Origin of the sequence: Achromobacter sp., assembly GCF_036567245.1 — a bacterium.
In the GTDB taxonomy this organism is placed as follows: Bacteria; Pseudomonadota; Gammaproteobacteria; order Burkholderiales; family Burkholderiaceae_B; genus Achromobacter.
Map to the genome: position 1 here is coordinate 1 of NZ_DATCUY010000068.1, position 14,900 is coordinate 14,900.

The 14,900-nt window shown below is 67.9% G+C and carries 11 protein-coding genes; 3 read left to right on the forward strand and 8 right to left on the reverse strand.

The window, feature by feature from the left end; all coding sequences use genetic code 11:
• Positions 1-1,216, forward strand: a 1,216-nt coding sequence (locus tag VIR09_RS02690; protein WP_332011487.1) for an amidase, incomplete at its 5' end; no start/stop codon positions are given.
• 84 nt (positions 1,217-1,300) lie between these two features.
• Here VIR09_RS02690 and VIR09_RS02695 read toward each other — a convergent pair.
• Entirely contained in the window at positions 1,301-2,209 is a 909-nt protein-coding gene (locus tag VIR09_RS02695) for a LysR family transcriptional regulator (protein ID WP_332011488.1), read from the reverse strand.
• 146 nt (positions 2,210-2,355) lie between these two features.
• On the opposite strand from VIR09_RS02695, the gene VIR09_RS02700 reads away from it, so the two are divergent.
• Both VIR09_RS02700 and VIR09_RS02705 read left to right on the forward strand, forming a co-directional pair.
• Positions 2,356-3,129, forward strand: a complete 774-nt coding sequence (locus tag VIR09_RS02700; RefSeq protein WP_332011489.1) for an SDR family oxidoreductase — start codon at positions 2,356-2,358, stop codon at positions 3,127-3,129.
• Positions 3,130-3,139: 10 nt separating this feature from the next.
• Positions 3,140-3,409, forward strand: coding sequence for a hypothetical protein (locus VIR09_RS02705; RefSeq protein ID WP_332011490.1), 270 nt, complete (start codon positions 3,140-3,142; stop codon positions 3,407-3,409).
• A 56-nt stretch (positions 3,410-3,465) separates the two neighbouring features.
• On the opposite strand, the gene VIR09_RS02710 is transcribed toward VIR09_RS02705, so the two are convergent.
• The 7 genes from VIR09_RS02710 to VIR09_RS02740 all read right to left on the reverse strand — a co-directional run.
• A complete protein-coding gene (locus VIR09_RS02710) occupies positions 3,466-4,989 on the reverse strand; it encodes an efflux transporter outer membrane subunit (protein WP_332011491.1) in 1,524 nt (507 codons plus the stop codon).
• Positions 4,986-8,099 carry a multidrug efflux RND transporter permease subunit gene (locus VIR09_RS02715; RefSeq protein ID WP_332011492.1) on the reverse strand — a complete coding sequence of 1,038 codons (3,114 nt, stop codon included), beginning with the start codon at positions 8,097-8,099 and terminating at the stop codon, positions 4,986-4,988. The genes VIR09_RS02710 and VIR09_RS02715 overlap by 4 nt, the downstream gene beginning before the upstream one ends.
• Positions 8,096-11,194 carry an MdtB/MuxB family multidrug efflux RND transporter permease subunit gene (locus VIR09_RS02720; protein ID WP_332011493.1) on the reverse strand — a complete coding sequence of 1,033 codons (3,099 nt, stop codon included), beginning with the start codon at positions 11,192-11,194 and terminating at the stop codon, positions 8,096-8,098. The genes VIR09_RS02715 and VIR09_RS02720 overlap by 4 nt, the downstream gene beginning before the upstream one ends.
• Positions 11,195-11,207: 13 nt before the next feature.
• Positions 11,208-12,479 (reverse strand): MdtA/MuxA family multidrug efflux RND transporter periplasmic adaptor subunit, encoded by a 1,272-nt coding sequence (locus tag VIR09_RS02725; RefSeq protein WP_332011494.1) that lies wholly within the window; start codon positions 12,477-12,479, stop codon positions 11,208-11,210.
• A gap of 254 nt (positions 12,480-12,733) precedes the next feature.
• Positions 12,734-13,486, reverse strand: coding sequence for a cell division protein ZapD (zapD, locus tag VIR09_RS02730; RefSeq protein WP_207471125.1), 753 nt, complete (start codon positions 13,484-13,486; stop codon positions 12,734-12,736).
• A 60-nt stretch (positions 13,487-13,546) separates the two neighbouring features.
• Positions 13,547-14,176: a dephospho-CoA kinase gene (coaE, locus tag VIR09_RS02735; RefSeq protein ID WP_332011495.1), complete on the reverse strand. Its 630-nt coding sequence runs from the start codon at positions 14,174-14,176 to the stop codon at positions 13,547-13,549.
• A 31-nt stretch (positions 14,177-14,207) separates the two neighbouring features.
• The coding region (locus VIR09_RS02740; RefSeq protein ID WP_332011496.1) for an A24 family peptidase at positions 14,208-14,900 on the reverse strand (693 nt) is incomplete at its 5' end.

Genomic DNA, 14,900 nt, shown 5'->3' on the forward strand with positions numbered 1-14,900 from the left:
CCTGCTCGGCCCGCTGGACGGCCTGCCCGTGGCCGTCAAGGACCTGTGCGACATCCAGGGCCAGATCACCACGGCCGGCTCGCAAGCCTGGCGCGAGCGCCGCAGCGCCACCACAGCCACGGCCGTCACCCGTCTGATCGATGCCGGCATGGTGGTGCTGGGCAAGACGCACATGGTGGAGTTCGCCTTCGGCGGCTGGGGCACCAACCCCGTCATGGGCACCCCGCGCAACCCCTGGGACCTGGTGCGCGCCCGCATCCCCGGCGGTTCCTCCAGCGGCTCCGGCGTGGCCGTGGCCGCGGGCCTGGCGCCAGCCGCGCTGGGTTCGGACACCGGCGGCTCGGTGAGGATTCCGGCGGCGCTCAACGGCATCACCGGCCTGAAAACCACGCGCGGACTCATCAGCCTGTACGGCGCGGTAGCGTTGTCCCACACCCTGGATTCGATCGGTCCGTTGACCCGCGACACCCGCGATTCCTTGCTGCTGACCGCGGCCATGTCCGGCCCCGATCCGCGCGATCCGGTGACGCGTGGCGTGCCCGCTTACCGCTACCGTGATCCGCGCACGGGCGCAAAGCCGCTTGCCGGCGCGCGCATCGCCGTCATGCCGCAAGCGCAGTACCCCATCGCCATCGATGCAACAGTACAGAACGCGCTGGACGATACGCGGCGCGCGCTGGCGGACCTGGGCGCGGAATGCGTGGAAGCTCCCTTCCCCTTCGATTTCCACGACATGATGCTGCGCAACGGCCTCATCATCGCGGCCGAAGCCTACGCCCAGCACCGCGACTACATCGAGGACGACAGCCTGCCTTTGGGCCGCTACGTGCGCGCCCGCATCCTGGGCGGCAAGCAGACAAGCGCCGCGGACTACGTGCAGGCGCTGCAGGCCCATGCCCGCGCCTGCGCGGCCTGGCAGGACTGGATGCGCGACTACGACGCGGTCCTCGCGCCCTGCCTGCCATTTGCCGCCTGCCCGCTGGAGGAGGTGGACGAGGCCGCCACGCCGCTGGCGGCATTCACCCGCCCTGGCAATTACGTCAATGCTTCGGGCCTGGCCCTGCCCGCCGGATTCTCGGCGGACGGCATGCCCATCGGCGTGCAACTGCTGGGGCAGCCCAACGGCGAAGACGCGCTGGGCCGCATCGGCATGGCGTTCCAGGCAGCGACTGACTGGCACCTGCGGCGTCCGGACTTGTCGGCGATCCAGCTGTAGTTCCGACTGCAGCAGACCCGGCGGCTGTGATCCCGCCGCCCACGAGGCCGGTCCGTCAGCGCGACGGCCGGCCTTTTTTTGCCTTCAACCCAGGCCGCAAGCCGGCCGCAGCAGCGCTTCCAGCCAGTCCGCGAACACCTGCACCCGCCGCGATGGCGAGCGGCGCTGCGGATAGAGCAGCGTCATCGGCATGGGCGCGGGCTGATAGTCCGGCATGACTTCGACCAGTTCGCCCGCGGCGATCTGCGGCTGCACGTCGTAGGCCGGAATCTGGATCAGGCCCAGCCCCGCGACGCAGCTGGCGATGTAGGCTTCGGCGCTGTTGACCGTGACCCGCCCGCCCAGCTGCACGGTGCGGGACTCGCCGCCATCCAGCCATTCCCAGGGCGCCAGCCGGCCAGTCGATGGCGAAGCGTAGTTCACGCAGGCATGCCCCGCCGCCAGATCGTCCGGCGTCGCCGGTACGCCCTGGCGCGCCAGATAGGCCGGGCTGGCGACGTTGATCAGCCGCAGCATGCCTATCGGCCGCGCCACCAGGCCCGAGTCCGGCAGCACGCCGACCCGCAGCACACAGTCCACCCCTTCCTCGATCAGATTGACGGCCCGGTCCGTCACGCCCAGCGTGACGTCGATCTGCGGATAGGCTTCCAGGAATTCCGGCAGCGCCGGCGCCACGATGAGGCGGCCGATGCGACCGGGCACGTCGATGCGCAACATGCCGCTGGGGCCTACCGAAGTGTGGCGGAAGAGGTTCTCGGCTTCCTCCATGTCGGCCACCAGGCGCAGGCAGCGCTCATAGAAGGCCGCGCCCTCCTGCGTGGGCGCCACTTGCCGCGTGGTGCGGTTCAGCAGCCGCGCGCCCAGCCGGCCCTCCAGTTCCTGCACGGCGGCGGACACGGTGGAACGCGGCAGGCCCAGCGTATCCGCCGCGCGCGAGAAGTTCGCGCACTCGACGACGCGGGCGTACACCCGAAACAGGTCTATGCGATCCATTGGGGAATGGCTCCTGCGAGGGCCAGCCTCACTGTTCGTTATTTATGGATAGAGATAACAGAAATAGCGGTTTTATACGGATTTTTTGGAATATATCATCGTCTGCACCAGGGCTCGCATCCGGCGGCCCGAAAGCGGAGAGGACCATGGCAGACCACGGAATCAAAGGCAAAACCATCATCATCGCGGGCGGCGCGAAGAACCTGGGCGGACTGATCGCGCGGGATCTGGCGCAACAAGGCGCGCGGGCGGTGGCGGTGCACTACAACAGCGCGGGTACCAAGGCCGACGCGGACGCGACGGTCGCCGCCGTCAAGGCGGCGGGCGCGCAGGCCGTCGCCCTGCAGGCCGACCTGACCTCGGCCGGCGCGATGGAAAAATTGTTTGCAGACGCGGTAGCCGCGGTAGGCCGGCCGGACATTGCGATCAATACCGTCGGCAAAGTGCTGAAGAAGCCCTTCACCGAAATCACGGAGGCGGAATACGACGAGATGACCGCGGTGAACTCGAAGTCCGCATTTTTCTTCTTGAAGGAGGCCGGCCGCCACGTCAACGACAACGGCAAGATCTGCACGCTGGTGACCTCGCTGCTGGGCGCCTACACGCCCTTCTACGCGGCCTATGCCGGCACCAAGGCGCCGGTGGAACACTACACCCGCGCCGCCTCCAAGGAATTCGGCGCGCGCGGCATTTCGGTGACGGCGGTAGGCCCCGGCCCCATGGACACGCCGTTCTTCTATCCGGCCGAAGGCGCCGACGCAGTGGCGTACCATAAGACCGCGGCCGCCCTGTCGCCGTTCTCGAAAACCGGGCTGACCGATATCGAAGACGTCGTACCCTTCATCCGGTTCCTGGTGTCGGACGGCTGGTGGATCACCGGGCAGACCGTCCTGATCAACGGCGGCTACACCACCAAATAGGAGCGGCGCCATGCACGTACTGTTGACCATCGTCGGAGGCCTGCTGCTGCTGGCCGTGTTCGCGCTGTTCGGCAAGCAATGGGGCGGCGACGCGGCCGGCTCGATTGCCGCCGCCAAATGGTTCCTGCCCGCGTGGCTGCTGATGGCTGTCGTCAACATGTGGGTCGGCGTCACGCGCGCCGGCTACACGGTGCGTGAGGAGCTGCCGATCCTGCTGCTGGTGTTCGCGGTGCCGGCGGCGGCGGCCTGGCTGGTCATCGCCTTCATGCCGCGCGGCTGAAACGCCACTGGCCCTGGCCACGCCAGTGTTCCATCACGCATCCGCGCGGCGGAACATCAGGGCTGCGCGGGCGCTGCTCCCGCAGGCGCGGCCTGATTGTCCGCCCGCGCCTGCGCCCCGGCGGGAGGCAAGCCCTCCCAGCCCCCGCCCAGCGCCACGATCAGATTGACACTGGCCGCGAAGCGGTTGCCCAGCAAGCTCAGCGCATTGCGTTCGCTGTTGAGCGCCGTGGCGTCCACCACCGCCACGCTCAGGTAATCGACCAGGCCGGCCTTGTACTGGTTCTGGGTCAGGCGCAGCGATTCGCGCGCCGATTCCAGCGCGCGGCGTTGCACCACCTGTTCGTTCTCCATGACGCGCAACTGGATCAGGTAATCCTCGACCTCGCGCAGTCCGGTCAAGGCCGTCTGACGGTAAGCGGCCGCTTGCGCGTCGTAGGAGGCGCGGGCCTGTTCCACTTGCGCCTCGCGCGCGCCGCCGTCGAATATGGTCAGCGCCAGCGCCGGCCCCAGCGACCAGAAGCGTGCCGGCGCCGTCAGCAGTTCCGCGAACTGGCCGTTGCGGAAACCGCCGTCGGCCGACAGGATCAGGCTGGGAAACCATGCCGCTTGCGCCACCCCGATCTGTGCATTGGCGGCGGCCGCGCGGCGCTCGGCTGCCGCCACGTCGGGCCGGCGCTCCAGCAGTTCGGACGGCAGGCCCACCGGGATCTGCGGCAGTTGCAGCGCGAATACCGTGGGCGGCAGGCTGAATTGCGACGGCGCCTGGCCCATCAGCACGGCGATGGCGTGTTCGAGCTGGCCGCGCTGCCAATCCAGGTCGATGGACTGCGCGCGCGTGCTTTCCACCTGCGTCCGCGCCACGGCCACGTCAGCCTGCCCAGCCACGCCCACGGCGTAGCGGTTCTGCGTCAGCTGCAAGGATTTTTCGTAGGCCGCCACGGTGGCGTCCAGCAGGCGCTTCTGCTCGTCCAGCACGCGCAGTTGCAGGTAGGCCTGCACCAGCGCGGCCTGCGCGCTCAGGCGCGTGGCGCCCAGGTCGGCCAGGCTGGCCGCGGCGCTGGCTTCCGAGGATTCCACGCTGCGGCGCACGCGGCCCCACAGGTCCACTTCCCAGCTGACGCTGCCGGTCAGCGAATACTGGTTCGAGACATTGCTGCCGGAAGCAGAGGTGGAACCGTTCTGCCCGCCGCCGCTGCCCGAACGCGTCATGCCCGCGCCCGCGCCCACCGTCGGGAAGAAGCCGGCGCGCGCGCCGCGCACCAGGCCCAACGCTTGCCGGTAGTTGGCCTCGGCCTGGGCCACGGTCTGGTTCGAGGCGTTCAGGCGCTCCACCAGGCCGTTCAAGGTCGCGTCGTCATAGACCCGCCACCAGTCGCCGCGCTCGGCCTGGTCCAGCGGACGGGCCGGCTTCCAGCCTTCGACTTCGCCCTGGCCTTCCTTGTAGGTCGCGCCCACGTCCAGCGCCGGGCGCTGGTAATCGGGGCCGACCGCGCAAGCGCCCAGCAGCGCGCACAGCGCAGCCGCGGCGATGCTGCGGGGAAGAAACAGGTTCGGGACAGGCTTGGCGATGCGCATCATGTAGGTTCTATGGAAGCGGAGGACCCATCCTTGGGCGCACGCCTGCGCGCGGCCCAGAGACGGAAGCGGTCCAGGTAAAGATAGACCACGGGCGTGGTGTACAGCGTCAGGATCTGGCTCAGGACCAGGCCGCCGACTATGGTAATGCCCAGCGGCTGGCGCATCTCGACCCCGGCGCCGGTGGCCAGCACCAGCGGCAGCGCGCCGAAGATGGCCGCCATGGTCGTCATCATGATGGGGCGAAAGCGCGTCAGGCAGGCCTGGAAGATCGCGTCGCGCGGGCTCATGCCCTGGGTGCGCTCGGCGTCCAGCGCGAAGTCCACCATCATGATGGCGTTCTTCTTGACGATGCCAATCAGCAGGAACACCCCGATCAGCGCGATCAGCGTGAAGTCGTAGCGCACCAGCAGCAGCGCCAGCAACGCCCCCAGGCCGGCCGACGGCAGGGTCGACAGAATGGTCAGCGGATGGACGAAGCTCTCGTACAGAATGCCCAGCACGATGTACATGGTGACCAGCGCGGCCAGGATCAGCCAGGGCTGCTGCGCCAGCGTCTGCTGCAGGGCCGCGGCCGTGCCCTGGAAGCCGGCCTGGATCTGGTCGGAAGGCAGGCCGATGCGCGCCACCGCCGCATCGATGGCGCTGGTGGCCTGGCCCAGCGACACGCCCGGCGCCAGGCTGAACGAGATGGTATCGGCCACGAACAGCCCCTGGTGCTGCACGCTGAGCGGCGCGTTGGCGTTTTCCAGGCGGGTGAAGGCCGACAACGGTACGCGCGCGCCGGCTGTGGTGATGACCTCGACCTGCCGGAGCGATTCGATGTCCTGCGCGAACTTCGGATCCACGCCCAGCACCACGTGGTACTGATTCAGCGGCCCGTACATCACCGACACCTGGCGCTGGCTGAACGAGTTGTTCAGCACGGTGGAGATGGTGGACATGCTCACGCCCAGGCGGGTCGCGGCCTCGCGATCGATCACCAGGTTGATCTGGCGACCCTTGTCCTCGACGTCGGTGTCCACGTCGGTGATCTCGGGAATCTGCGCCATCGCCTGCTGCACCTTGGGCATCCAGGTGCGCAGCAATTGCAGGTCGCCCGCCATCAGCGAGTAGTCGTAGGAGCCCTGGCTCTGGCGGCCGCCGATGCGGATGTCCTGCTGCGACACCAGGAACATGCGCGCGCCCGGCATGTTCTGCAGCTTGCCGCGCAGGCGGTTGATGACCACGTCCGCCGAGACCTGGCGCTCTTCCAGGGGCTTCAACTGGATCTGCATGAAGCTGCTGTTGCTGCCGCCGCGTCCGCCGGCATAGCCGGTCATGCTCTGCACCGCCGGATCCGCCAACACCACCTTGCGCAACGCCTCCAGCTTGGGCACCGTGGCCTGGAACGAGGTGCCCTGGTCCACCCGGAAAAAGCCCAGCAGCTGGCCCGTGTCCTGCTGCGGGAAGAAGCCCTTGGGCACCACCGTGTAAAGGTAGACGTTCAGGCCCACGGCAACGGCCAGGATCAGCATCATCAGGCGGCTGTGCGTCAGCGCCCAGCGCAGGCTGCGCCGGTAGCCATCCTGCATGGACTCGAAGCCGCGCTCGGCCCAGCGCGCCAGCCGTCCGGGCGGCTTCTCTTCGGGCGCTTCCTGGCGCAACAGGCGCGCGCACATCATCGGCGTCAAGGTCAGCGACACCACCAGCGACACCATGATGGCGGCCGACAGCGTCACCGCGAACTCGCGGAACAGCCTGCCCACCACGCCGCCCATCAAGAGGATGGGGATGAACACCGCCACCAGCGACAGGCTCATCGACAGCACGGTAAAGCCCACTTCGCGCGAACCGCGCAGCGCCGCGCGCATCGGCGACATGCCCCGCTCCACGTGGCGCATGATGTTCTCGAGCACCACGATGGCGTCGTCCACCACGAAGCCGGTCGCCACGATCAGCGCCATCAATGAAATGGTGTTCAGCGTGAAGCCGCTGAGATACATGACGCAGAAGGTGCCGATCAGCGACACCGGCACCGCCACGCTGGGAATGATGGCCGCGCGCCAGCGCCGCAGGAACAGCAGCACCACCAGCACCACCAGGCCCACGGCGATGATCAGCGTCAGTTCGGCTTCGTGCAGCGACGCGCGGATGCTGGGCGTGCGGTCCTGAGCCACCGTCATATGGGCGTCCGCCGGCATCAGGGCCTGCAGAATGGGCAACTGAGCGCGCACCGCGTCCACCGCCTCGATGATATTGGCGTCGGCCTGGCGCCGCACGATCATCAGGATGGCCTTGCGGTCGTTGTAGAAGCCGGTCTGGTACAGGTCTTCGACCGAATCTTCGACGCGGGCCACGTCGGACACGCGCACCGGCGCGCCGTCCTTCCAGGCGACGATCAGCGGCCGGTATTGCTCGGCGCGGCTGAGCTGGTCGCTGGCCATGATCTGCCAGTGGTAGCGGTCATTCTCCAGCACGCCCTTGGGGCGGTTGGCGTTGGCATTGGCCAGCGTGGCGCGCAGCTGGTCCAGCGACACGCCGCGGTTGGCCAGCGCGCCCGGCAGCACGGTAACGCGCACCGCCGGCAGCGAACTGCCGCCCACCGTCACTTCGCCCACGCCGTCCACCTGCGACAGCTTCTGCGCCACGATGGTCGAAGCGATGTCGTACAGCTGGCCCTGGCTGAGCGTGTCGGACGTCAGCGCCAGGGTCATGATGGGCGCATCGGACGGATTGGACTTGTGATACGTGGGATTGCTGCGCAGGCTGGTCGGCAGCAGCGAACGCGCCGCGTTGATGGCGGCCTGCACGTCGCGGGCCGCGCCGTTGATGTCGCGCGAAAGATCGAATTGCAGCGTGATGCGGGTGGAACCCTGCGAGCTGCTGGAGGTCATCTCGGTGACGCCGGCAATGCTGCCCAGCGAACGCTCCAGCGGCGTGGCCACGCTGGACGCCATGGTTTCGGGACTGGCGCCCGGCAGGCTGGCCGAGACCGAAATGGTGGGAATGTCCACCTGCGGCAACGGCGCCACCGGCAAAAGGAAGAACGACAGCAAGCCTGCCAGCACAACCGCCAGGCTCAGCAGCGTGGTCGCTACGGGCCGGACGATGAAGGGTGCCGACAGGATCATGACGCATCCCCTGCCGGGGCCTGGTCCACGCCGCGCCAGCGGCGCGACATGCGGTCGAACATCAGGTAGATGACGGGCGTCGTGAATAGCGTCAGCACCTGCGACAGCAGCAGCCCGCCCACCATCACCAGGCCCAGCGGCTGTCGCAACTCCGCACCCGTGCCGGTCGACAGCATCAACGGCAGCGCGCCGAACAGCGCGGCCAGCGTGGTCATCAGGATGGGCCGGAAGCGCAGCAGCGCCGCCTCATGGATGGCCGCGCGCGGGCTCAGGCCGCGCTTACGTTCCGCATCCAGCGCGAAGTCGATCATCATGATGGCGTTCTTCTTGACGATGCCGATCAGGAGGATGATGCCGATGATCCCTATCATGTCCAGCTCGGTGCCGCTGATCAGCAGAGCCAGCAGCGCCCCGACGCCTGCCGAAGGCAGCGTCGACAGGATGGTGATGGGATGGATATAGCTTTCGTACAGCACCCCCAGCACGATGTACATCGTCACCACCGCGGCCAGGATCAGCCACAGGGTGCTGGACAGCGAATTCTGGAACGCCAGCGCCGCGCCCTGGAAGCGCGTCTCGACGCCGGTGGGCAGGCCGATCTCGGCCTCGGCCGCGATGATGTCCTCCACCGCGCCGGACAGCGAGGCGCCCGGCGCCAGGTTGAAGGACACGGTCACCATGGGGAACTGGTCCAGCCGGTTCACGGCCAGCACGGTCTTGCCTTCGCTGATGTGCGCCACCGACGACAGCGGCACCTGCGCCCCGGTCGAAGTGGGCACGTGGATCTGCCCCAGCGAGGCCGGCGTCACCTGGAACTGCGGCTCGACCTCCAGCACCACGCGATACTGGTTGGATTGGGTGAAGATGGTGGAAATCAGCCGCTGGCCGAAGGCGTTGTACAGGGCCTCGTCGATCACGGCCGCCGTGATGCCCAGCCGCGACGCGGCGTCGCGGTCGATCTCGACCCAGGTTTGGAGGCCGTCGTCCTGCAGGTCGTCGGTCACGTCCTTCAGGCCGGGCACCTGCCGCAATCGGTTCACCAGCTTGGGCGTCCATTCGCTCAGGACTTTCAGATCGGGATTGGACAAGGTCATCTGGTACTGCGTGCGGCTCACGCGGTCCTCGATGGTCAGGTCCTGCACCGGCTGCATGTAGACCGTCAGGCCGTCCTGCTTCGCCAGGGCCTGCTCCAGCCGCGCCATCACCGTGCGCAGGTCGCCCTTGCGCTCGGATTGCGGCTTGAGCGCGATCTGCATGCGGCCGGCGCTGAGCGTGGCGTTGCTGCCGTCCACCCCGATGAAGGACGACACGGCCTGCACGTCGGGATCCTCCAGCACCAGGCGCGCCGCCGTGCGCTGGCGCTCGGACATGGCCGGGAAGGAGATCGATTGCGGCGCCTGGGTGATGGCCTGGATCAGGCCGGTGTCCTGCTGCGGGAAGAAGCCCTTGGGAATCACCATGTAAAGCAGCACGGTCAACGCGAAGGTCGCCAGCGCCACGATCAGCGTCAGCGTCTGGTGCCGCAGCACTACCTGCAGCCAGCGGTCGTAGCCGGCGATGACGCGGTCGATGAAGGCGCCCGTGACCTGATGGAAGCGGCCATGCTTCTGCTCGGACTCGGCGCGCAGGAGGCGCGCGCACATCATGGGCGTCAGGGTCAGCGACACCACCAGCGATATCAGGATGGACACCGCCAGCGTAATGGCGAACTCGCGGAACAGCCGCCCCACCACTTCGGTCATGAAGAGCAGCGGAATCAGCACCGCGATCAGCGAGAAGGTCAGCGAGATCAGCGTGAAGCCGATCTGCGAAGCGCCCTTGAGCGCGGCCTGCAGCGGCGTTTCGCCTTCCTCGATGTGGCGGGCGATGTTCTCGATCATGACGATGGCGTCGTCCACCACGAAGCCGGTGGCGATCGTCAGCGCCATCAGGGTCAGGTTGTTGATGGAGAAGCCGGCCAGATACATGATGCCGAAGGTGCCCACCAGCGACAAGGGCACGACCACGCTGGGAATCAGCGTGGCCGTGAGGCTGCGCAGGAACACGAAAGTCACCATGACCACCAGGGCCACGGCCAGCATCATCTCGAACTGCACGTCGGCCACCGAATCGCGGATGGTCTGGGTGCGGTCGGACACCACGCTCACGTCCAGGGTCGCGGGCAAGGCGCCGCGCAGCTGCGGCAGCAGCGCCTGGATCCGGTTGACCACGTCGATCACGTTGGCGCCCGGTTGGCGCTGGATGTTGAGCAGGATGGCGGGTTTATCGCCGGCCCAGGCCGCCTGGCGCGTGTCTTCGGCGCCTTCGACCGCGCGCGCCACGTCGGACAGGCGCAGCGGCGCGTTGTTCTTGTAGGCGATGATCAGGTCGTTGTAGTCGGTGGGCGTCTTGAGCTGATCGTTGGCATTGATGGTGGTGGAGCGCTGCGGCCCGTCCAGATTGCCTTTGGGCTGGTTGACGTTGGCGCCGACGATGGCCGTGCGCAGGTCCGACAGCGCCAGGCCGTTGGCCGCCAGCGCCTGCGGATTGACCTGCACCCGCACCGCCGGCCGCTGCCCGCCCGCCACGCTGACCAGGCCCACGCCAGGGATCTGCGACAGCTTCTGCGCCACCCGCGTATCGACCAGGTCGCGCACCTGCGGCAAGGGCATGGTGGGCGAGGTGATCGCCAGGGTCAGCACCGCGGCATCCGCCGGGTTCACCTTGTTGTAGGTCGGCGGCACCGGCAGGTCGCTGGGCAGCAGGTTGGAGGCCGCGTTGATCGCCGCCTGCACCTGCTGCTCGGCCACGTCCAGCGGCAGGGTCAGGTTGAACTGCAGCGTGATGACCGAGGCGCCGCCCGAACTGGTCGACGACATCTGGTTCAGGCCCGGCATCTGCCCGAACTGCCGCTCCAATGGCGAGGTGACCAGCGAGGTCATCACGTCGGGGCTGGCGCCGGGGTACAGCGTCACCACCTGGATCGTCGGATAGTCCACTTCCGGCAGGGCCGAAACGGGCAGCAGCCGGTAGGCGATGAAACCGGCGATCAGGATGGCCACCATCGACAGCGTGGTGGCCACCGGACGCAGAATGAACAGGCGCGACGGGCTCACGATGTTTCCCGGCCTATTTCGACGGCGGCGTGGTGCCGGCCGGGGCGCCCGCGCCCAGGCTCTTGTCGCGGGCGGCGGGGATCACGTCCGAGCCGCCTGCCACTTCCACCTTGGCTCCCGCGCGCAGGCGGTCGGTGCCTTCGACCACCACCCGGTCGCCGGGCTGCAGGCCTTCGTTGACGGCCACCATGCCATTGTTGACCGCGCCCAGCTTCAGCTGGCGCACCTGCACGGTGTCGTCCGGCTGCACCAGGAACACGAAGGCGCCGGCCGAGCCTTGCTGGATGGCGGCGGTGGGAATCGCGGTCACGTCCTTGCGCGTGAGCACGTGCAGGCGCACGTTGACGAACTGGTTGGGGAAGAGCGCGTCGTCGGCGTTTTCGAAGCGCGCCTTCAGCTTCAGGGTGCCGGTGGTCACGTCGATCTGGTTGTCCATGGTTTCCAGCTGGCCGGTGGCGATGCGCCGGGTGTCGGCGCGGTCGTAGGCATCCACGGCCAGCGTCTTGCCGGCCGCGATCTCGGCGCGCACTTCGGGCAGCTGGGTCTCGGGCAGCGTGAACACCACGGAAATCGGCTGGGTCTGCGTGATCACCACCAGGCCGTTGGCGTCCGAACTGGACACCAGATTGCCGCGATCCACCTGGCGCAGGCCCAGGCGGCCGCTGATCGGCGCCGTGATCCGCGCGTAATCCAGCTGCAGGCGGGCGTTGTCCACATTGGCCTGGTCGCTCTTGACCGTGCCCTCGTACTGGCGCACCAGTGCGGCCTGCGTATCGACCTGCTGCTTGGCGATCGAGTCCTGCTTGTACAGCGCCTGATAGCGCTGCAGATCGCGCCGGGCGTTCTCCAGCTGCGCCAGATTCTGCATCTGCGTGCCGCGCGCCTGGTCCAGCGCCACCTGGAACGCCCGCGGGTCCACCTGCGCCAGCAGGTCGCCGGCCTTCACGCGCTGGCCTTCCTGGAACGCCACTTCCACCAGTTCACCGCTGACACGGCTGCGCACGGTAACGGTGTTGTAGGCGGTCACCGTGCCCAGCGACTTCAGGAAGATGTCGATGTCCTGCCTGGTCGCCGTGGCAACGCGCACCGGCACCGCCGGCGTCATCATGGCGCCCGCCGGGGGCCTGCCGCCACGCGCTCCCGGCCCGCCTGCTCCGCCCGGCTTGGCCGCGGGCCGCAACACCAGCCAGGCGATGCCCGCCGCAACTAGCAATACCAACGCCAGCCCAAGAAGGCGGCGGCGGGTCCAACGGGTGGGCGGAGATACGGGACGGCTATCAGGCATGGAACAGTTCCGGCACAGGCGGAGAAAGCCGTATTGTGTACCAGACCGTCCCGGTTTCCAGCGCCCCGATCCCTAGTTGAAACTGGGAGCAACAGGAATCTGGGCAGAACGCAGGCGGGGCAGCCTAACCCCTGGTGCCTGGCGGGCCCAGTCCCGCCCAAGCGCTGCTTGATGGGTTACTGCAGGGTTACACGCAGGCTTATGCGCGTTGGGCGGCGGTGTTCTTGCGCGGGAACGCCCGCGCCACCCCCATCCTATGAACTGCAAAGGGTCATCTGGAAGGGCACGTCACGCGCGACCTGCTGCGGCTTGAATTCGCCGTCCTGGGTGGAAAAACGTATCCAGATCATGTACTTATTGGCACTGATCTCGGGAAATACGCCCTGGGACGGGTCCAGCCAGACCCGCAGCAGCTGGAACTGCTTGCCGCCCAGCATCTGCTGGTAGGCGCCCTGCTCGCCCACGATGTCGGACTTGCGGCCGGATTCGCGCAGCAGGCGCAGGGCCAGGGTCAGGCCGTCATACAAAGGGATGAAGGGCGCCACCCAGGCCTGCAGGTCCGCGCAGCGGGCGGCCTCGGATTTGTTCTGCCAGGCAAAGTACGACGGCATGTCGACCTGCGTGGCGCTACCCGGCACGGACAAGCGTCCGCGCAGGCTGGTCAGCCATTCGTTTTCGCGCAGGGACTGGCCGGTCTTGCCGGGCGCAGCCAGCGCCGTGGTCACCTTTTCCATTTCGCGCAGCATGGCTTCAAGCGCATCCTGCGCCACGCCCGGGTGGTCGCGCAGCCCGACCAGCGCCATGCGCTGGCGCTCCAGGTCTTGCAGGACCGCGCCTTTCACATCGGTGCGTTCGCAGGCGTCGAGCAGGTCGAACAGGGAGGTGACGGCAACCTGGTGCAGGCGCGAGTCCCCCTCTCGGGCAAAGAAGAACAACCTGTCGAACAGGTATTCCAGCCGCAGATAAGCGCGGATGCGCTCATTGAAGGGGTATTCGTAAACGATCACGCTTCTTTACAGGCCCATCTGTGTTTGGCCGGCTGGCCAATGTTATTCAGGGGTGCCGGCTTAGCCCGGGGCTTGCCGGCCCGTCGTGCTCGCCAGCGCCAGCCAGCGGTCATGCAGGGTCTTCGCCTGCGCGCGCAATTGTTCCGGAGAGGTGCCGCCGTCATTGACGATGACGTCGTCGGCAACTTCCAGACGGCTTGCCCGCGCAGCCTGTGCCGCCATGATACGCCGGATGGCTGGCTCCGTCAGCCCGCTGCGCTGGCGCACCCGCGCCACCTGCGTGTCGGGGTCGCAGTCGACCACGCAGATGCGGTCCAGGCGCGCACGCCAGCGCGGCAACGACTCCACCAGCAACGGCACCACGAACACCAGGTAAGCGCCGCTCGCGGCATCGGCCTGGCTCTCGGTCTCCTGCCCGATGACGGGATGCAGCACGGCTTCCAGCCGTAAGCGCACCTGCGGATCCGAAAACGCCTGGTCGCGCATCCAGGCGCGGTCCAGCGCGCCGTCCGGCGTCAGCGCGCGCGCGCCGAACTCGCGTTCGATCGCGGGCATGGCGGCACCGCCCGCGGCGGTCAGCGTGCGCGCGATCTCGTCGGTGTCGATCAGCGTGGCGCCCCATTCCGCGAGCATGTCCGCCACCCGGGACTTGCCCGACCCGATGCCGCCCGTCAGACCTATTTTCAACATACCGCCCATCCCATGCAGGGCATGAACCGCCCTATTGCAAAAACCGCCCCAGTCCAAGTTCGCCACCCACCAGCAGCGTCACCACGCCCGCGAGCGCAAGATAGGGCCCGAAGGGCAGCGGCTGCCCGCGGCCGGCGCGGCCGCTCAAAGTCAACGCGCCGCCGATCAGCACGCCCAGCAGCGATGCGCTCAGCAGCAGCGTCGGCAGGGCCTCCACGCCGAACCACGCGCCCAGGGCCGCAAGCAGCTTGAAGTCGCCGTAGCCCATGCCCTCGCGTCCCGTCAGCAGGCGGAATACATGAAAGATAACCCACAGGAAGACGTAGCCCGCCACCGCCCCCACGACCGCCATCTGCAGGCTGGAAAACGCGTCGAACAGATTGACCAGCAGTCCGGCCCAAAGCAGCGGCTGGGTCAGGACGTCGGGCAGCAGTGTCGATTCGAAATCGATCCAGGCCAACGCCACCAGCGTGGCCGACAAACCCATCGCCGACAGGGCGAGCGGCGTGGCGCCGAAACGCCAGGCGCAAGCGGCGAACAGCGCACAGGTCAGCAATTCAATGGCCGGGTAGCGCCATCCTATGGCCGCTCCGCAGGCACCGCAGCGGCCCCGCAGCAACAGCCAGCCCAGCAGCGGCAGCCGCCGCCAGCCGGCCACCGGAGCATCGCAGGCGCGGCAGTGCGAAGCCGGCGACCACAGGCCATAGCGGCCCGCGGCTGGCGG